Here is a 17,772-nt window from a genome sequence, read left to right on the forward strand (position 1 = left end):
AGTCGCGTCGTATTACTTGGGGGCGAAGCGCTGGCCGGCGTCCAGACGCAGGCACTGGCCGTTGAGCATCGGGTTCTCGACGATCGCGGCCACCAGCTTGGCGTACTCCTCGGGCTTGCCGAGCCGCTTCGGGAACGCCGCGTCCTTGGTCAGCGCCTTGGCGAACTCGTCGGGGATGCCCTCGGTCAGGCCGGTGGCGAACAGGCTCGGCGCGATCGCCAGCGCCCGGATGCCCAGGCTGCCCATGTCGCGGGCCATCGTCAGGCACATCCCGGCGATCGCGGCCTTCGACGCGGTGTAGGCGACCTGACCGATCTGGCCCTCGAACGCCGCGATCGAGGCGGTGTTGATGATGACGCCGCGCTCTTCCTGCTCGTCATCGACGAGGTCCTGCTGGCTCATCTGCCAACCGGCCAACCGGCTGATGTTGAACGTGCCGATGAGGTTGAGGTCGACGCACTTGCGGAAGGTGTCGAGGCTGTGCGGTCCGTCCTTCTTGACCGTGCGCTCGGCGGCGCCGCCGCCGGCCGTCGTCACGATGATGTGCAGCCCGCCGAGGTTGTCGATCGCCTGCTGCAGCACCTTCTCGGTGCCCTCGAAGTCGGTGACGTCCACCTCGAAGAAGGAGCCGCCGATCGCGTCGGCCACCTCCTTGCCCTTCGACTGCGGACGGTCCAGAACCGCCACGTCCGCGCCTCGCTGAGCCAGCAACTCGGCCGTCGCCTTGCCGAAGCCCGACGCTCCGCCGACGACGATGGCCTTCTTGCCAGAAATCTCCACCTGGGTCTCCCCTTTCCAAAAAGAGCTCGATTCGTAAAGCAACCTAGCTGACGTCATCGTTCGGTAAGCCCGTCGGGTCGCCAACGTGGGTACTTTGAGCGGCATGACGTCGCGCAGCACCAAGGCGATGGGCGGCATCGCGGCGGCCGCCGTCGCGCTGGGCGTGACCCAACTGCTCGCTGTCTTCGTGGGGCCGCGGGCCGACTCTCGTACCGCGGTCGGGTCGGCGGTCATCGACCTGACGCCCGGGCCGGTCAAGGAGTGGGCGATCCAGACCTTCGGCATGGCCGACAAACTCGTCCTGTCGATGCTCGTGCTCGCGGTGATCGCCGTCGTGGCCGCCGCCACCGCGGCGCTGGAGACGCGGCGCTTCCCGATCGGCAGTATCACGATCGTCGCGGCCGGCGTCGCCGGGTGCGCAGCGGTGCTCTCGCGCGCGGGGGCGACCCTGTTGGACACCCTGCCGACGGTGGTCGGCGCCGCGTGCGGCGTCGCCGTGCTGCGACTGCTGACATCGGGGCGGTTCACCGACCCCGCGCAGGCCGCCGCCACCGACGACGGACCCGATCCCGGCCGACGGCTGTCGTTGATCACGCTGGGCTTCCTGGGGGCAGGCGCGCTGACCGGAGTGGCCGGCGTAGTGCTGTCCCGCCTGACGACCTCGGTCTCCGGTGAGCGCACGGCTTTCGCGCTGCCACCGGTCGACGTCGCCGCTCCCCCGGTCCCAGCGGCGGTGCAGCCCAAAGGCGTTGGCCTGCCGTCGTTCGTCACCAGCAACGCAGACTTCTACCGGATCGACACCGCGTTGAGCGTGCCGCAGTTGAGCCGCGAGAACTGGCAGCTGCGGATCCACGGCATGGTGGATCGCGAAATCACCTTGCGCTTCGATGATCTCGACCGGTTCGACGTCGTCGAGAAGCTGGTGACGCTCACGTGTGTGTCCAATCCCGTCGGCGGTGATCTGATCGGCAACGCCACGTGGACGGGATATCGAGTGTCAGACCTGTTGGCCGAAGTCGGGGTTCACCGTGACGCGGACATGGTGCTGTCGATGTCGATCGACGGGTTCACCGCGGGCACTCCGGTCGAGGCGCTCACCGACGACCGCGGCTCGCTGCTGGCGATCGGCATGAACGGTGAACCGCTGCCGACCGATCACGGCTATCCCGCCCGGTTGGTCGTTCCCGGCTTGTACGGGTATGTCTCGGCGACGAAGTGGGTGGTCGACCTCGAGGTGACGCGATTCGATCGCGCCCAGGCCTACTGGACGCGGCTGGGGTGGTCGCCGCGCGGGCCGATCAAGACCGAGTCGCGGATCGATGTGCCGCGCAGTGGTCAAGACGTGCCCCGCGGGGCGGTGACATTCGGTGGGGTGGCGTGGGCGCAGAACCGCGGGGTGCGCAACGTCGAGGTGCGCATCGACGGGCCCGACGGCCAGGGCGACTGGCAACGGGCCGATCTCGGCGCCGCCTACTCGAACGAGACCTGGCGGCTGTGGAGTTTCCCGTGGCAGGCCGCCCGGCCGGGTCCGTACACCCTCACGGTGCGGGCCACCGACAACACCGGCGCGACGCAGACCGCCGACATCGCCCAGCCGATCCCCGACGGGGCCACCGGCTGGCACAGCGTCGACTTCGCGGTCACGTAACCCTTCCCCCGCCGCGAGCGACCGTGTTTGCGCCCTGACACGCCGCTGAAATGTGTGCAAACGCGGGCGTCCCCTACTGGCGTGTGGGCCCACGCGCCAATCACCTGACCCGAGATGTCCGACCGCCGTGACAGGCTGAATCCGTGCAGTTACTCGACGTGGCCACGGCGTCGGCCGAGGTTGGTGCATCCTCGTCACGGCTGGCCAAGACGGCCCGAATCGCCGACCTGCTGGCCCGCGCCGGCGCCGACGGCGACGGCGACCAGGTCGCGGTCGTGGTGTCATGGCTCTCCGGTGAGCTGCCCCAACGCCAGATCGGTGTCGGGTGGGCCGCTCTGCGCTCGCTGCCGCCCCCGGCGCAGTCCGCGTCGCTGACGGTGCCGGACGTCCACGCGCGGTTCACGGAGATCGGGCAGGTCGCGGGCAAGGGTTCGCAGGCGCGGCGCGCCGAGCTGCTCGCCGGGCTGTTCGGCGCCGCCACCGCCGAAGAGCAGACGTTCCTGCGCCGGCTGCTCGGCGGTGAGCTGCGCCAGGGCGCACTGGTCGGTGTGATGGCCGATGCGGTGGCCAAGGCCGCCGACCTTCCGGCCGCCGCGGTGCGCCGCGCCGCGATGCTCGGCGGCGACCTGCCCGCGGTCGCCGCCGCCGCCCTGACCGTCGGCGAGGCCGCGCTGGAGCGGTTCACGCTGACGGTGGGCCGTCCCGTCGGCCCGATGCTGGCGCAGACCGCCGCCGGCGTGGCCGAGGCGCTTGAACGTCTCGGTGGTACAGCCGTTTTCGAGGCGAAGCTGGACGGCGCCCGCGTGCAGGTGCACCGGCGAGACGATGAGGTGTCGATCTACACCCGAAGCCTCGACGACGTCACCGCACGGCTCCCGGAGGTCGTTGACGCCGCACTGGCGCTGCCGGTCACGACCCTGATCGCCGACGCCGAGGCGATCGCTCTCAGACCCGACGGCCGGCCGCACCGCTTCCAGGTAACGGCGTCGCGGTTCGGTCGCTCCGTCGACATCGCCGCCGCCGCGGCGGCACAACCGCTGTCGGTATTCGTGTTCGATCTGCTGCACGTCGACGGCGTCGACCTACTCGACAAACCGGCGAACGAGCGCATCGAGGTGCTCGACGCGCTCGTTCCGAAGCTGCACCGCGTCGACCGCCTCGTCACCGGCGACGTCGAGCAGGCGCGGAAGTTCCTGGAGGTGACACTGGCCGCGGGCCACGAGGGCGTGATGGCCAAGTCGTTGACCGCGCCGTACGAGGCGGGGCGGCGCGGGGCCGGCTGGCTCAAGGTCAAACCCGTGCACACCCTCGACCTGGTGGTGCTCGCGGTCGAGTGGGGTTCGGGCCGTCGCACCGGCAAGTTGTCGAACATTCACCTCGGCGCACGGGATCCGCAGACGGGTGAATTCGTCATGCTCGGAAAGACTTTCAAAGGCATGACCGACGCCATGCTCGAGTGGCAGACCACCCGGTTCCTCGAGTTGGCCGACGGGCCGACCGACGGTTATGTGGTCCAGCTGAGGCCCGAGCAGGTCGTCGAGATCGCGTTCGACGGCGTGCAGACGTCGTCGCGGTACCCCGGGGGGATGGCCCTGCGGTTCGCCAGGGTGTTGCGGTACCGCGACGACAAGTCCCCCGCAGAAGCCGACACCATCGACACGGTGCGGGCGTTCCACCAGCGCGGAAGCTGAAGCCCGCGGTTTTGACACGTCGCCGGCGCCGCCGATGAAAGGATCGCCACATGGCATCTCCAACCGCTCCCGCAGAGCGCACAGAGGAAACCAGAGGCGACATCACCTATATCCGCACCGACAAGGATCTGCCCCCGGTCGCGATCATCGACCGGTCGCCGATCACCGTGCGGCACCGGATCATCTTCGGCATCATCGCGCTGCTCGGCGCGGTCGCCTGGGCGGTCATCGCGTTCTTCCGCGGAGAGACCGTCAACGCGGTGTGGTTCGTCATCGCCGCGATCTGCACCTACGTGATCGGCTTCCGGTTCTACGCCCGGCTGATCGAGATGAAGATCGTGCGCCCGCGCGACGACAACGCCACTCCCGCCGAGCTATTCGAGAACGGCACGGACTACATGCCCACCGACCGGCGGGTGTTGTTCGGGCACCACTTCGCCGCGATCGCCGGCGCGGGCCCGCTCGTCGGGCCCGTCCTCGCCATGCAGATGGGCTACCTGCCCGGAACCATCTGGATCATCATCGGCGCGGTCGTCGCGGGCTGCGTGCAGGACTATCTCGTGTTGGTGATCTCGACGCGTCGGCGGGGCCGCTCGCTCGGACAGATGGCCCGTGACGAACTCGGGACGATCGGCGGTGTGGCCGCCATCCTCGGCGTGCTCGTCATCATGGTGATACTGCTGGCGGTGCTGGCCCTGGTGGTCGTCGGCGCTCTTGCCGAGAGCCCGTGGGGCGTCTTCTCGATCGCGATGACGATCCCGATCGCGATCTTCATGGGCCTGTACCTGAGGTTCCTGCGGCCGGGTCGGGTGTCGGAGGTGTCGCTGATCGGCGTCGCGCTGCTGCTGTTCGCGGTCGCCGCCGGCGGATGGGTCGCCGAAACCGACTGGGGCACCGAATGGTTCACGCTGTCGAAGGTGAGCCTGTCGTGGGCCCTGATCATCTACGGATTCGCCGCGTCGGTGCTGCCGGTGTGGTTCCTGCTCGCGCCGCGCGACTATCTGTCGACGTTCATGAAGGTGGGCACCATCGCGCTGCTGGCGGTCGGCATCGTGCTCGCGCGCCCCATCATGGAGGCGCCGGCGATCTCGGCGTTCGCCACCGAGGGCACCGGTCCGGTGTTCGCGGGATCGCTGTTCCCCTTCCTGTTCATCACGATCGCGTGCGGTGCGCTGTCGGGTTTTCATGCGCTGATCTCGTCGGGCACCACGCCCAAGCTGCTGGAGAAGGAAGGCCAGATGCGCCTGATCGGCTACGGCGGCATGATCACCGAGTCGTTCGTCGCGATCATGGCGTTGATCACCGCGGCCATCCTCAATCAGCACCTGTACTTCGCGATCAACGCGCCAGCGGCCTCGACGGGTGCCACCGCGGAGACGGCAGCGGCCTACGTCAACAGTCTGCCGATCGACGGTCCGCCGGTCACCGCCGAGCAGATCACTCAGGCCGCCGAGAGCGTCGGCGAAGAGTCGATCGTGTCGAGGACCGGCGGTGCGCCCACCTTGGCGTTCGGCATGTCCGAAGTGCTGAGCAAGGTGTTCGGCGGTGACGCGCTCAAGGCGTTCTGGTACCACTTCGCGATCATGTTCGAGGCGCTGTTCATCCTCACCACCGTGGACGCGGGCACTCGGGTCGCACGGTTCATGCTCTCCGACGGTCTGAGCAACCTCGGCGGCCCCCTGCGCAAGCTGAAGGACCCGAGTTGGCGTGTGGGAGCGTGGATCTGCAGCCTGGTCGTGGTAGCGGGGTGGGGCAGCATCCTGCTGATGGGCGTCACCGACCCGCTCGGCGGCATCAACACGCTGTTCCCGTTGTTCGGCATCGCCAACCAGTTGCTGGCCGCGATCGCGTTGACGGTCGTGACCGTGGTGATCGTGAAGAAGGGCCTGCTGAAATGGGCGTGGATACCAGCGGTCCCGTTGCTGTGGGATCTGACTGTGACGATGACGGCGTCGTGGCAGAAGATCTTCTCCGGCGACCCGAAGGTCGGGTACTGGACTCAGCACTTCCAGTACCGCAACGCCAAGGACGCCGGTGAGACGGCGTTCGGCGCGGCCAAGGACGCCGGCGAACTCGACGCGGTCATCCGCAACACGTTCATCCAGGGCACACTGTCGATCGTGTTCGCACTGCTGGTGCTGATCGTGTTCACCACCGGGGTGATCATGGTGATCCGCACACTTCGCGGCACCGCCACACCGACGACCGAGGACGAGCCGGTCCCCTCACGGATCTTCGCGCCGTCGGGCCTGTTGATGACCAAACCGGAGAAGGAGGTGCAGAAACAATGGGACGCGTTACCGCAGGCGCACGCAGAATCGGTTCGTACTGGCGCACATTCGTAGGCGACCTGATGGGCGACACCCATTACCGGCGGTACGTCGAGCACCGGTTGCGGACCCATCCGGGTGAACCCGTGCTCTCCGAACGGGACTACTGGCGGATGCGGCACGCCGCGGCCGAGACCAACCCCGGTGCGCGCTGCTGCTAGGCCGGCCTTTGGCCGAACCCGCTAGCCCGACGCGATGACCCCTTCGGAAACCCAGGGCGTCGCAGTCGCTTCGGCGCTCCGGAAGGCGCTAGGGACGTCGTCGGTGACGGCCCATGTCGCGGCCAGCCGGCCCATGCCCACCGCGTACGCGCAGTGCACACCGAGTTCGACGAGTTCGTCCTCGGCGAAATGGCGCCGAAGGTCGTCGTAGACGGCATCGTCGATCGCGAGGTGATCGGTGGCGAACAGGACGGCGAACCGCAACGCACTGCGCTCGGCATCCGAGAGGTCATCGGCTTCCTCTGGGCGCTCCAGTGAACAGACCGCGTCCTCGGTGAGCCCGGCATCGACCGCGCTCTGGTAGCGCACCGACATGCAACTGCGGCACTGGTTGTGGAACGCGATGCGCAGCCGCACGAGCTCCACGAGCCTCGGCGACAGGGTGCCGCTGGATTGCAGTGCCGCCCGAAGTGAGCCGAGCGCTCCTGCGACGTCGGGACGATGGCCGAGTATCGAGGCCACGCCCAGGTTGATCCGGTCGCCTTGGCCCAGATCGTCGGTCGGGATCGAAGCAAACGCCGACGACGGTGCTACTCGGGACATGGCCACCTCACATCGCAGCGGTTCTGGCGTGGGGACACGATAACTCGCGCGGTCGGAACCGTTGGGCGAAACGCTCGGGCGGCAACCGGCCGGTGAGGCCAAGCCGAGCCCGGCTAGACCGTCAGTGAGTAGCGGATCGGCAGGTGTTTGAGCCCGCCGACGAATGTCGTCGCCACATACTCGGGACGGCCGGCCGGCTCCACACCCTTCAGGCGGGGCAGCAGCTCGCTGAAGAAGCTGTTGACCTCCATGCGGGCCAACGCCGCCCCCAGGCAGAAGTGCACGCCGTACCCGAACGCGACGTGCTTATTGGGGTCACGGGCGATGTGGAAGCGGAAGGGATCGTCGAACACATCCTCGTCACGATTGCCCGAAACATAGGACAGCAGAACCGATTCGCCCGCCGCGATCGGAACGCCCCGCACGGTGGTGTCCTCGGCCGCCGTACGCATGAAGGCCTTCACCGGCGTGACCCAGCGGATCATCTCCTCGACCGCCAGCGGCATCAGGCCCAGATCGCTGCACAGCTTGTGGCGTTGGTCGGGGTTCTCGATCAGCGCCAGCATCCCGCCGGAGATGGTCGCGCTGGTGGTGTCGTGCCCCGCCGCGGCGATGATCGCGTAGTAGGAGATCGTGTCGATGTCCGACAGCGGTTCACCGTCGATGGTCGCGTTGGCGATCGCCGAGGCCAGGTCGTCCGTCGGATTCTCGCGGCGCGAAGCCGTCAACGCCGTGAAGTACTGGAACATCTCGACCAGCGCCGACATCTGGTCGGCCTGATCCGTGCCGCGCTTGAACTCGTCGTCGTCACTGCCGAACAACTCCTGGGTGAGCTTGAGCATCAGCGGGAAGTCCGACTCCGGGATGCCCAGCAGCGACATGATGACGTAGAGCGGGAAGTTGACCGCGACCTGCTGGACGAAGTCGCACTCGTTGCCGATGTCCATCATCTTGTCGACGTACACCTTCGCGAGTTCGTCGACGCGGATCTTCAACGCGCGCATCGCCTTCGGCCGAAACCAGTCGGCTCCGATGGCGCGCACCACACGATGCTGCGGATCGTCCATGTGGATGAGGGTGCGCACCCCGATGGCCGCCTGCTGCTCGTCGCCCTCCTTGGTGACCAGCACCGGCCGCGGATGATTGGTGAACAGGTTGTTCGCCCGCTCGATGTCCATGATGTCGGAGTGCTTGGTGATCGCCCAGAACGGTTGGTAATTGGGCACCTCTACCCACGAGACGGGTGCGTTGGCACGCAGATGCGTCAGCGACGCATGCAGTTTGGCTTCATCGGTATAGGCCTGCGGGGTGGCGAAGACCTTGGCCGCCTCGTCCATGATCCGTGTGCTCACAAGAACTCCTCTGCCGAACCGTCATGTGCCGCGCACTTCCTCCAGCACGGCAACTATCGTCGCTTCGTCGATCGAGCGCGGGAATCCGATCATCACCCGGTCGATCACGCCGTCGCACCGGTCTCTGATCCTGGCCCCCAGCTTGTCGATCGGGGCGACGACGGCGAACGTCTCGAGAATCTCGTCGTCGATCAGCGTGCCCATCGCGTCCCACTCGCCGGCGAGGCTGAGCCGGTGAAGCTCGTCGTGCAGGTCGCCCCACCCGTGCAGCGCCAGCACTTTGCGGTAGGCCGGGGTGGACCCGTAGAAGGCGATCTGCTTGCGGGTGGCGACGGCGGCGCCAGTGACCTCGCGCTCGTCGGCACCGGTCACCACGAAGATGGGACACGACACCTGAAAGTCGCTGCGCGCTCTGCCCGATCGGGCCATGCCGCGCTCGAGCGCCGGGGTGGTGACCTCTTCGAAGTAGCGTTTGGTCGTGAAGGCGTGGGCGAGAACGCCGTCGGCAACCTCACCGGCCATCTCGGTCATCGCCTCGCCCACCGCGGCGATGAAGACCTTCGGGAACCCGTAGTCGTGCGGTTCAGGAGTGAACATCGGCGTCATCAGCTTGTGCGTGTAGAAGTCGCCTTCGAACTGCAGCCGCGTACCGTCGCGCCAACAGGTCCAGATCTCGCGCATCGCGTGGACGAATTCGCCCATGCGACGCACGGGTTGGCTCCACGGCATGCTGAACCGCTTCTCGATGTGCGGACGGATCTGCGACCCCAGCCCAACGATGAGCCGGCCACGCGAGTAGTCCTGCAGGTCCCAGCCGATGTTGGCCACGGTCATGGGGTTTCGGGCGAACGCCACCGCGATGCTGGTTCCGAGATCGAGGGTTTCGGTGTGCTCGGCGGCCAGCGTCAACGGGAGGAACGGGTCGTGGGCGACCTCGGCGGTCCAGCACCCGTCGTAACCGCGCCGCTGCAGCGTGCCCGCCGTTTCGGCCACGTTGGCGAGCTGGCTGGAAATCGCCCCGTCGACCTTCAGGCCGGCGCCGCTAAGCATGGTCGTAGACGCTACAGTAAGCAATTCAGTATGGTCAACGAGGTCATGCCGGTGCGACGATCGCCTATCCATGGACAGGAGTTGTGATGACCAAGGCCGAGGATTGGCATGCCACGCTCGACGAGCTGTCGCGGCGGCGCCAGACCGCGTACGACATGGGGGGCGCCGAGCGGGTCGCCCAGCACCGCGACAAGGGCAAGCTCGACGCCCGCGCGCGCATCGAGTATCTGCTCGACAAGGGCACGTTCCGCGAGTTCGGCACGCTGGTCGGCGGTGACATCGCCGCCGACGGCATCGTCGCCGGCTCCGGCTATCTCGACGGCAGGCCGGTGATGATCGGCGCCGAGGACTTCACGACGCTGGCGGGCAGCATCGGCCCGGGCGGGAACGCCAAACGGTACCGATTGGCGGAGTTGGCCGTGCGCGACAAGGTGCCGCTGGTGATGCTGCTGGAGGGTGCGGGTTTCCGTCCCAGCGGTGAGCACTACGGCCGCACCCCGACCGATCTTCTCGCCCAGGCTCAGTGTTCGGGCAAGGTGCCGATGGTCGCCGGCCTGCTCGGGCCGTCCGCCGGACATGGCGCGCTGGTCGCTCCGGTCTGCGACTGGACGATAATGAGCCGCCAGGGCGCCATCTTCACCGCGGGCCCGCCCGTGGTGAAAGAGTCGACGGGCGAGGACATCTCGAAAGAGGATCTCGGCGGTCCCACGGTGGCCCTCGCCAGCGGTGTGATTCACAACCTGGGCGAGGACGACGAAGCGGTGCTCGACGACATCCGCCGCTACCTGTCGTACTTCCCGGCCAGCGCGTGGTCCTACCCGGAGTCGCTTCCCGCCGACGAAGCGACCGCCCCGCGGACCACCCCGGAGTTGCTCGAACTGGTCCCCCGCGGCAACCGGCGCGTCTACGACATGCGGCGCGTCCTGGACGTCGTCTTCGACCGCCCCGACTGGTTCGAGGTCCAGCCGAAGTTCGGGCCCGCGATCATCTGCGCGCTGGCCCATCTCGGCGGCCACCCGGTTGCGGTGGTTGCCAACCAACCGCAGGTGATCGCCGGTTCCATCGACGCAGACGCCGCGGACAAGGCGGCGCACTTCATCACGGTCGCCGACTCGTTTCACCTGCCGATCGTGTTCCTCGCCGACAACCCGGGCATGCTGCCGGGCAGCCGGTCGGAGAAGTCGGGCGTGCTGCGCAGCGGTGCGCGGATGTTCGCCGCGCAGACCGCCGCCACGACGATCAAGCTGCACGTCACGCTGCGCAAGGCCTACGGTTTCGGCTCGATGGTGATGTCGCTGTTGGGATTTGACAACCAGAGCGCGACGTTCGCATACCCGGGCGCGACGATGGGCGCGATGAGCGCGGCCGCCCTCAGCAAGGCGTCACACGCCGCCGAGGATGTCGAGGCGCGGCTTCGGCAGATGGAAGTCGAAGCGTCGTTCCGGTCGGCCGGCCACCTCGGCTTCGACGACCTGATCCATCCCGAGGAGACCCGCAACGCGCTGCTGTGGGGGCTGCAGCGGGCGGTCTACAGCCGCCAGGCCGCAGCGGAACCGGTGGCCCGCACGGTCATCACGCCCTGACCTCGGGGGGTTGCGCGAGCGTGCGTGTTTGCACACGACACGCGGCAAATATTCAGCACTACACGCACTTTCGGGTGCGACGACCGTGCGCGTACTGCGCACTTTCCGCGGCGCGTCGTGTGCAAACACGCACGCTCGCCGAGATGGGGCCAGCTCACGCCGCTCGCGTAGATGGGGCCAGCTCACGCCGATGCGCGGTAGGCGGCGACGATCGGCTCGAGTTCGTCGGGCGTCGCGCCGTGCATGATGAGCGCGTCGGCGCCGTAGTCGAACTCCTTGCGGATGCGCTCGACGCACTGCTGGGCCGACCCGGTGGCCGACGGCTCCAACCACTCGTCGGGAATCAACGTCGCGATGTGCTCGATCTGTTCGGCTGAGGCCTTGTGGTCGATACCGCCGGGAATCGACTGTACGACCTTGTCGTCGCGGAAGCGCTGCAGCACAGCGGGATCCCAGCCGTTCGTCTTGACCAGAAGATCGCCGTAGCCTTGCAGATAGGTGGCCAGCCGGGCGACTGTCTTCTTCAGTCGCAGCTCCTCGGGCAGATGATCGCCGACCGTGGCGAAACACGACCACACCCGGACCGCCGACGGATCGCGGCCCGCCTTTTCCGCGGCGTCCTTGACGGTCTTGACCGCGCGCTGCAGCGTCTCCGGAGTGAAGTAGGTGTGCAGGATGACGTCGTCGAACGCCCGACCCCCGAGCGCCAGCGTCTGCGGGCCGAACGCCACGACCGCCAGCCGGATGTCTTCGCGGAAGTCCGGATCCAGGAATAGAACCTGGTACTTGCCGATCGGTCCGTCGTGGTTGAAGATCACTTCGCCCTGCCACAGCCGACGCATGACGTTGGCGAAATCCTCCATCTGCGCGGTCGTGACCGACGGGATCCCGAACGCCGCGTACATCGCCGCGACCCCGCGCCCGATGCCCAGCGTGAAGCGCCCGCCCGAGAGCCGGTGCATCGTCGTCGCCCACGATCCGGTGATCAGCGGGTGCCTGGTGTTGTGATTCGTTGCCGCCGTGGCGATCTGCATGCGCGACGTGACCGCGCACGCCGCGCCGACGAGCGATGACGCCTCCTTGACGTTCCATCGTTCGGAGATGAACGCGGTGCCGAACCCGAGCTCCTCACCGCGACGGGCCTCGTCCATCAGCGTTGCCGGGCCTCCACCACCGGCGCCGGCCAACAAGTAGTAGCCCAGTTCGTCGAGCACAGATACGGTCACGTCCAGACTCCTTGCTTGTAGCCGCAGTTCCACACCTCGACGATCCTGCCGTCGACCACCCGGAAGACTTCCATACTGCCGATCGTGGTCTGCGTCCCGTCCTTCATCTTGATCGGGGATTGGTAGACGATCGCGACGTGCTCCCCGTCATCACCCGCCACCACCAGGTTGAGGTCGAATCGGATGCTCTCCGACACGTTCCACATGTCCACCACCCGAGCCACCGCCTGTTCATGGGTCAAGAAATGCGCCGGCTCACCGACCTCGTGACGAATCACCGTCTCGCCCAACAGCTCGTCGGCCAGTCCAAAGTCCGCCTTGTTCCACGCCACCAGGTTGTACAGCTCCACCACCTCACGCGCGGACCGGCTCATGAGAACACCTCCAGAGCGCCGATGGCGTCGATCGCGGCCACCGCACGGTCGGTCAGCGTCAGGCACAGGCGGCGGGACCGTTCCGGCAGCGCATCCCACCCATTGAGCGTGATGACCGGCAACACCATCAGATAGACGGCCGCAAAACGATAGTGCCGCCACGCCTCGTCGAATCCGTACGAGGCGCCGTGCGCGGCGACGTGCTCGAGATACTCGCGTAGCAGCACCTCGTCGTGACCTTCGCGCACCGCGGTCGGCAGGCCCTGGGTCACGAGGTAGGCCACGTCGGCCGCACCGGCGCCGCGGGCGGCGAACTGGAAGTCCACCACCTTCATCGCGTCACCCGAGAAGAAGAGGTTGTCGGCCCGGATATCCCCGTGCAGCAACATGTCCCGTTCGGCGAGCGCGGGCAGTGCCGCGACCGCGCGTTCGGCGAAACGTTCGGCGAACGCGGCCACCGCCGGCGACACGTTCACGGAGGTGTGCGCGCGGTAGACCTCCCACCCCGGCCCGAACGCCGGCAGCAGCAGTTCCCGCGCGATCGGGGTGTCGATGCTCGGAAACTGCTCCAGCACGGCGGGTTCGCCCGACCACGCATGCAGACCTGCCAGTTGTCGGATGCAGGTGCGGGCGCGATCCATGGACAGCCCGGCCAGATGGTCGGCGTTGTCCCACTCCGAGAGGTCCTCGAGCAGCAGCACGAAATCGACGCCGTCATCGGCGATGCGGGCGGTGTACACCCGCGGTGTGTCCATCGGCGCGCGCCCGGCGACGTCGCGGTAGAAGGACAACTCGCGCCGGTATCCGCCCAGCAACTCCATCGCACCGCGCGCTTCCGACACCGCGGGAAGTTTCGCGATCAGGGTCGAAGGCACCGCGGTGCCGCTCAGGTGCAACCGGTACAGCAGCGACGAGAAGCCGCTGTCCATCGCAATCTGCTCAGTCCGGACATCGTCGACCGTCGCGCCGTCCAGCCCTGCGTCGGCGCGCAGCACCCCGGTCAACCAGGCGGCGTCGAGCTCATCGATGCCGCCCGGTACCGCTGCCATACTCGTCGTCATCAACCGACTCCTTCCCTGACTGCCCCGAGGAAGCGTTCCGACGCTCGCTGCACACCGCCCGCGAACAGGTGGCCGACGTGGCTACCCCGATGCCAGTACAGGTCGCCGCCCCACCGCTCGTGCAGTCGCTCTGCCGGTTCCCGTCGCGCCATCTGGTCGTGCCACGCACCGACGATGAGCCGACGCTCGGGCGGGGCCGTCGGTTCGACCGCCTGATAGTCCACGACCGACATCACGCGCTCGACGGGTTCTGACCGCATCAGTTCCACCGTGTCGCGCACCGACGGACCCCACCGCCCCAGGTGTCCGGCGATCATCGCGTTGAGCCCGAAGATCGGCGTGTAGACCGCGACGGCGTCGACGTCCTCGAGGTGTGACACCAGACCCGCCACCGGGCTGCCCATCGAAACCCCAGACAGCGCAACGGCGCTCGCTTGCGGTCGAAGCCGACGGAGCACCGCCCGCACCTCCGACACCACGCGGATCATGCCCGCCAGGTTGTTCAGCGGGTCCATGTTCGGATAGGTCGGCCACTGCTCACGCCGAACCCCGCAGCCCGGCTGCACCGGCAGCGCGATGTTGTATCCGAGCTGCTCCTGCAGCCGCCGAGCCCTCGAGAACACCAAATCGATCGGCAGCCCCTGGCCGGCCCCGTGCACCCACACCAGCCACGGCCGCGGCTCCTCGCCGCTGCGACACAGATGCACCACCGCGGTGGCCGGCCCGCCGAATCCCTCGGCGGCCAACGACTCGGGCAGGTGGGGATCGTGTTCGAAGGTCAGTTGCTCGTACCGGGATCGGCCGAACCGGCGCCGGCGGATCGTCTTCGGCTGCAGCTCATCCGGTGCGACGTGCACGCCGGCCAGGCCTAATTCGGCCAGCTCGTCGGCCGCGCCGGTACACGACTCGAGCGTGCGCTCAAGTCTGGGCGGGGGCGCGGTCAGCGTCATCCCCGTCAGGGCGAGTTCGTCGAGCACGACCTCGCCGAGTTGCCGGGCACCCTTGCGGGACAACGGCTTCCAATCGTCGTGTCCGGCGACGGCGGCGTGCGCCCGCGGCACCACGCCCGCGAAGTCCCGACCGATACGGTACGCGCGCTCGGCCGTCCTCATGCCAGCTTGAACCCGGTGTAGCCGGCATCGGCGACCTCGTCGCAGCGACGCCGGTACTCCGGAATGCCCCCGGTGTAACCCATGTACATCCGCTTCTTGCCGGGCACGTTACCGCCGTTGTACCAGGAGTTGCAGCTGGGATGGACGAGGACGGTCGGTGCGACGAGCGATGTCGCGTGGTCGATCCACTCGCGTTGGGCCTCGGGTAGCGCCTCGATGCTCCGATACCCGTGAGCGCTCAGGTAGCCGATGCACTCGCCGATCCAGTCGACGTGCTGTTCGAGGGCTGTCACGTAATTGCTTGCCGGAGCGGGGCTTCCGGGCGCCTGGATGATGAACAGGTTCGGGAAGCCCGCCACCGCGATGCCGAGGTAGGCGTATGGCCCCTCGTTCGTCCAGAAGTCTCCGAGTGACATCCCGTCGCGCCCGGTCACCGCGATTCGCGTCATCGCCCCGGTCATCGCGTCGAAGCCGGTGGCGTAGATGATGACGTCGAGATCGTGATCGCCCTGTTCGGTGCGGATTCCGGTCGCGGTGACCTCCACGATCGGTTCGTTGCGCAGGTCCACGAGTGTGACGTTGTCGCGGTTGAACGTCTCGTAATAGCCCTGGTCGATGATGGGGCGTTTACACCCGAACGGGTGTGTCGGGGTCAGCGCCGCTGCGGTCTGTGGATTCTTGACGATGCGCGCCACCGCCTCGCCGTAGAGTTTGGCCGCCATCTGGTTGGCCTCGATGTCGAAGAACACGTCGCCCCAGCTGAGCGCACCGATGATGCCGCCCTCCTCGACGGCGCGCACTTGTTCCTCGCGCGATGCGGACTTCAGCGGCGGTTTGGTCATCATCTCGAACATCACCGAGAACGCGCTCAGCCGGGCCGCACCCACCGCGTGTTCTCGTTGCGCCGCGCGGATCTCGGCGTAATTGGCCTTGAGCTCGTCGAGTTCGCCGTCGTCGAACGGGCGGACCTCCCACGGCAGCGTGTAGGCCGGCGATCGCTGGAACACGGTGAGGTGGCCGGCCTGTTGGGCCACGACCGGGATCAGTTGCACACCGGTGGAACCGGTTCCGATCACGCCCACCCGCTTGCCGGTCAGGTCGACATCCTGCTTCGGCCAGCGACTGGTGGACAGCGAGAGCCCCTCGAAGGCGCCCATACCGGGTATCTCCGGTTCCTTCGGGACCGACAGGATCCCCGTCGCCGCGACGACGAACGGTGCCACGAACACCTCCCCGTCTGCCGTCTGCACCTCCCACTCGGAGGCGGCCTCGTCGAACGTCATCGCGGTGACTTCGGTATGGAACCGGATGTCGCGACGGAGATCGAGTCGGTCGGCGACGAAGTTCAGGTACGCCTCGATCTCGGGCTGGCGAGGCATCGTCTCGGTCCATACCCACTCCTGCTGGATCTCCTCGGAGAAGCTGTAGGAGTACTCGATGCTCTCGATGTCACAGCGCGCGCCGGGATACCGGTTGAACAGCCATGTGCCCCCGACGTTCTCGGCCTTCTCGAGCACAACGGTGCGCAGCCCCTGCTCCCGCAGTCGATGCAGCGCGTACAGACCGGCGAACCCGGCCCCGACGACGATCGCGTCGAAGCGGGCGGAGTCGGATGTCGTCACAAGTAGGCCCTCACGTCCGGGAAGTGGAGATACTGTAACTATTACAGTATTGCGCCGGACGGCTGGTGGGGTTTCGGAAACACCGCTCCGGTATGGCCCTTCCTGAAACCACTACTGTAAGCTCCTCCATTAGTTCGCCGACTCGGGAGGCTGCCCGGCATGAAAGTACCGTTCACCTGGAGGGTCACCGGCTGGTTCATGATCGGCTGGTCCGCGGAATTCCCCCCGGGCGAGACCCGGCCGCTGCGGTATTTCGGCGAGGATCTGGTGGCCTACCGCGACGAGGCAGGCGACCTGCATGTGCTGGCGGCGCACTGCCGGCACCTCGGTGCGCACATCGGCCACGGCGGCAAGGTCGTCGGCGACTGCGTCGAATGCCCCTTCCACGGTTGGCGGTGGGGGCCCGACGGCACCAACCGCTACATTCCCTACCAGCCCGACCGGCCCAACAAGGCGTTGCGGCTGCGCGTGTTTCCGGTGCGCGAACAATACGGCTGCGTGTTCGCCTGGCATCACCCCGAGGGCGAGCCACCGCGGTGGGAGCTGCCCGATCTGTTCCACAAATTCCCGCAATTCCCGACCGACGAGGACGCGTACTACCGCCCGTACCCGGAGTTTTCGAGTCGCGCGGAACGCGAGCCGGTACATCCGCAGATCGTCGCCGAGAACGGGCCGGACAGCGCGCACTTCCACTATGTGCATCACGCGACGGTCACCCCGAAGTGCCTCAACTGGGAGGTCGTCGACGAGGAGTGGCGGTTCCTGACGGGCTGGCCCGACGCCTCCAGCGACGACCCGGACAAGATGGCGCTCTACATCCACAGCCACCTGTCCGGCCTCGGGTTCGCGATCAGCGCCTTCGAGGGCTCGTCGAACCACCGGCTGATCTTCGCGTGCACGCCGGTCGAGGACGGCTACTCGGACATGTTCTATTCGATCTGGTGGCCGCGGCTACCCGGTGACACCTCCGACGTCCCGCCCGAGGAGGTCCGCCAGAAGGTCGAGCGCCAGTTCATGGGAACCGTCTGGGACGACCTGAACATCTGGCGCTACCAGGAGTACATCGAGAACCCGGCGTTGTCTCGCATAGACGCGAAACCGCATATGGCGCTGCGGAAGTGGGCGACGCAGTTCTACGATGTTCCGGCGTCGGTGTGAGACCCGACCTCGCCGAGATCG

General features: G+C 67.3%; 15 protein-coding genes. 6 read left to right on the plus strand and 9 right to left on the minus strand.

Annotation, left to right across the window (positions count from 1 at the left end; genetic code table 11):
• Positions 1 to 12: 12 nt before the first annotated feature.
• Positions 13 to 780, minus strand: coding sequence for an SDR family NAD(P)-dependent oxidoreductase (locus AU198_RS14820; protein WP_064348912.1), 768 nt, complete (start codon positions 778 to 780; stop codon positions 13 to 15).
• A gap of 103 nt (positions 781 to 883) precedes the next feature.
• Here AU198_RS14820 and AU198_RS14825 point away from each other — a divergent pair, with 103 nt between their 5' ends.
• The 4 genes from AU198_RS14825 (at position 884) to AU198_RS25815 (ending at position 6,610) form a co-directional block, all read left to right on the plus strand.
• The gene (locus AU198_RS14825; protein WP_064348913.1) at positions 884 to 2,428 is read left to right on the plus strand and encodes a molybdopterin-dependent oxidoreductase; all 1,545 of its coding nucleotides are present in this window, start codon (positions 884 to 886) and stop codon (positions 2,426 to 2,428) included.
• Between the two features lie 143 nt (positions 2,429 to 2,571).
• On the plus strand, positions 2,572 to 4,119 hold the full coding sequence (locus AU198_RS14830) for an ATP-dependent DNA ligase (RefSeq protein WP_064348914.1): 1,548 nt from the start codon (positions 2,572 to 2,574) through the stop codon (positions 4,117 to 4,119).
• A gap of 50 nt (positions 4,120 to 4,169) precedes the next feature.
• On the plus strand, positions 4,170 to 6,464 hold the full coding sequence (locus AU198_RS14835) for a carbon starvation CstA family protein (protein ID WP_064348915.1): 2,295 nt from the start codon (positions 4,170 to 4,172) through the stop codon (positions 6,462 to 6,464).
• A complete protein-coding gene (locus AU198_RS25815) occupies positions 6,407 to 6,610 on the plus strand; it encodes a YbdD/YjiX family protein (RefSeq protein WP_082691034.1) in 204 nt (67 codons plus the stop codon). Before AU198_RS14835 ends, AU198_RS25815 begins: the two co-directional genes overlap by 58 nt.
• Positions 6,611 to 6,631: 21 nt before the next feature.
• Here the strand turns inward: AU198_RS25815 and AU198_RS14840 are convergent, their stop codons facing one another.
• The 3 genes from AU198_RS14840 to AU198_RS14850 all read right to left on the minus strand — a co-directional run bounded on the left by AU198_RS14840 (position 6,632) and on the right by AU198_RS14850 (position 9,615).
• Positions 6,632 to 7,213: a carboxymuconolactone decarboxylase family protein gene (locus tag AU198_RS14840; protein WP_064348916.1), complete on the minus strand. Its 582-nt coding sequence runs from the start codon at positions 7,211 to 7,213 to the stop codon at positions 6,632 to 6,634.
• A 113-nt stretch (positions 7,214 to 7,326) separates the two neighbouring features.
• Positions 7,327 to 8,550 (minus strand): cytochrome P450, encoded by a 1,224-nt coding sequence (locus AU198_RS14845; protein WP_064348917.1) that lies wholly within the window; start codon positions 8,548 to 8,550, stop codon positions 7,327 to 7,329.
• A 36-nt stretch (positions 8,551 to 8,586) separates the two neighbouring features.
• Positions 8,587 to 9,615, minus strand: coding sequence for an LLM class F420-dependent oxidoreductase (locus AU198_RS14850; RefSeq protein WP_064348918.1), 1,029 nt, complete (start codon positions 9,613 to 9,615; stop codon positions 8,587 to 8,589).
• 86 nt (positions 9,616 to 9,701) lie between these two features.
• On the opposite strand from AU198_RS14850, the gene AU198_RS14855 reads away from it, so the two are divergent.
• Positions 9,702 to 11,198: an acyl-CoA carboxylase subunit beta gene (locus AU198_RS14855; RefSeq protein ID WP_064348919.1), complete on the plus strand. Its 1,497-nt coding sequence runs from the start codon at positions 9,702 to 9,704 to the stop codon at positions 11,196 to 11,198.
• Between the two features lie 182 nt (positions 11,199 to 11,380).
• On the opposite strand, the gene AU198_RS14860 is transcribed toward AU198_RS14855, so the two are convergent.
• Genes AU198_RS14860 through AU198_RS14880 form a run of 5 tightly spaced genes read right to left on the minus strand, consistent with a single transcriptional unit; the run spans position 11,381 to position 16,593 of the window.
• Positions 11,381 to 12,457, minus strand: coding sequence for a TIGR03857 family LLM class F420-dependent oxidoreductase (locus AU198_RS14860; RefSeq protein WP_502689292.1), 1,077 nt, complete (start codon positions 12,455 to 12,457; stop codon positions 11,381 to 11,383).
• Positions 12,421 to 12,798, minus strand: a complete 378-nt coding sequence (locus AU198_RS14865; protein ID WP_064348921.1) for a nuclear transport factor 2 family protein — start codon at positions 12,796 to 12,798, stop codon at positions 12,421 to 12,423. Before AU198_RS14865 ends, AU198_RS14860 begins: the two co-directional genes overlap by 37 nt.
• Positions 12,795 to 13,859, minus strand: coding sequence for a phosphotransferase (locus tag AU198_RS14870; RefSeq protein WP_064348922.1), 1,065 nt, complete (start codon positions 13,857 to 13,859; stop codon positions 12,795 to 12,797). The genes AU198_RS14865 and AU198_RS14870 overlap by 4 nt, the downstream gene beginning before the upstream one ends.
• The gene (locus AU198_RS14875; protein ID WP_064348923.1) at positions 13,859 to 14,971 is read right to left on the minus strand and encodes an alpha/beta hydrolase; all 1,113 of its coding nucleotides are present in this window, start codon (positions 14,969 to 14,971) and stop codon (positions 13,859 to 13,861) included. Before AU198_RS14875 ends, AU198_RS14870 begins: the two co-directional genes overlap by 1 nt.
• Positions 14,968 to 16,593, minus strand: coding sequence for a flavin-containing monooxygenase (locus AU198_RS14880; protein ID WP_064348924.1), 1,626 nt, complete (start codon positions 16,591 to 16,593; stop codon positions 14,968 to 14,970). The genes AU198_RS14875 and AU198_RS14880 overlap by 4 nt, the downstream gene beginning before the upstream one ends.
• A gap of 159 nt (positions 16,594 to 16,752) precedes the next feature.
• Between AU198_RS14880 and AU198_RS14885 the strand changes: the two genes are divergently transcribed.
• Positions 16,753 to 17,751 carry an aromatic ring-hydroxylating oxygenase subunit alpha gene (locus tag AU198_RS14885; protein ID WP_064348925.1) on the plus strand — a complete coding sequence of 333 codons (999 nt, stop codon included), beginning with the start codon at positions 16,753 to 16,755 and terminating at the stop codon, positions 17,749 to 17,751.
• The last annotated feature ends 21 nt before the right edge of the window (positions 17,752 to 17,772 follow it).

Source organism: Mycobacterium sp. GA-1199 (assembly GCF_001500045.1).
In the GTDB taxonomy this organism is placed as follows: Bacteria; Actinomycetota; Actinomycetes; order Mycobacteriales; family Mycobacteriaceae; genus Mycobacterium.

Bases quoted from the DNA above. Each gene is read 5' to 3' on its own strand.
- AU198_RS14850 (WP_064348918.1), bottom strand. From the start codon at position 9,615: ATGCTTAGCGGCGCCGGCCTGAAGGTCGACGGGGCGATTTCCAGCCAG.
- AU198_RS14825 (WP_064348913.1), top strand. From the start codon at position 884: ATGACGTCGCGCAGCACCAAGGCGATGGGCGGCATCGCGGCGGCCGCC.
- AU198_RS14855 (WP_064348919.1), top strand. From the start codon at position 9,702: ATGACCAAGGCCGAGGATTGGCATGCCACGCTCGACGAGCTGTCGCGG.
- AU198_RS14845 (WP_064348917.1), bottom strand. From the start codon at position 8,550: ATGGACGAGGCGGCCAAGGTCTTCGCCACCCCGCAGGCCTATACCGAT.
- AU198_RS14835 (WP_064348915.1), top strand. From the start codon at position 4,170: ATGGCATCTCCAACCGCTCCCGCAGAGCGCACAGAGGAAACCAGAGGC.
- AU198_RS14840 (WP_064348916.1), bottom strand. From the start codon at position 7,213: ATGTCCCGAGTAGCACCGTCGTCGGCGTTTGCTTCGATCCCGACCGAC.
- AU198_RS14870 (WP_064348922.1), bottom strand. From the start codon at position 13,859: ATGACGACGAGTATGGCAGCGGTACCGGGCGGCATCGATGAGCTCGAC.
- AU198_RS25815 (WP_082691034.1), top strand. From the start codon at position 6,407: ATGGGACGCGTTACCGCAGGCGCACGCAGAATCGGTTCGTACTGGCGC.
- AU198_RS14875 (WP_064348923.1), bottom strand. From the start codon at position 14,971: ATGAGGACGGCCGAGCGCGCGTACCGTATCGGTCGGGACTTCGCGGGC.
- AU198_RS14885 (WP_064348925.1), top strand. From the start codon at position 16,753: ATGAAAGTACCGTTCACCTGGAGGGTCACCGGCTGGTTCATGATCGGC.
- AU198_RS14865 (WP_064348921.1), bottom strand. From the start codon at position 12,798: ATGAGCCGGTCCGCGCGTGAGGTGGTGGAGCTGTACAACCTGGTGGCG.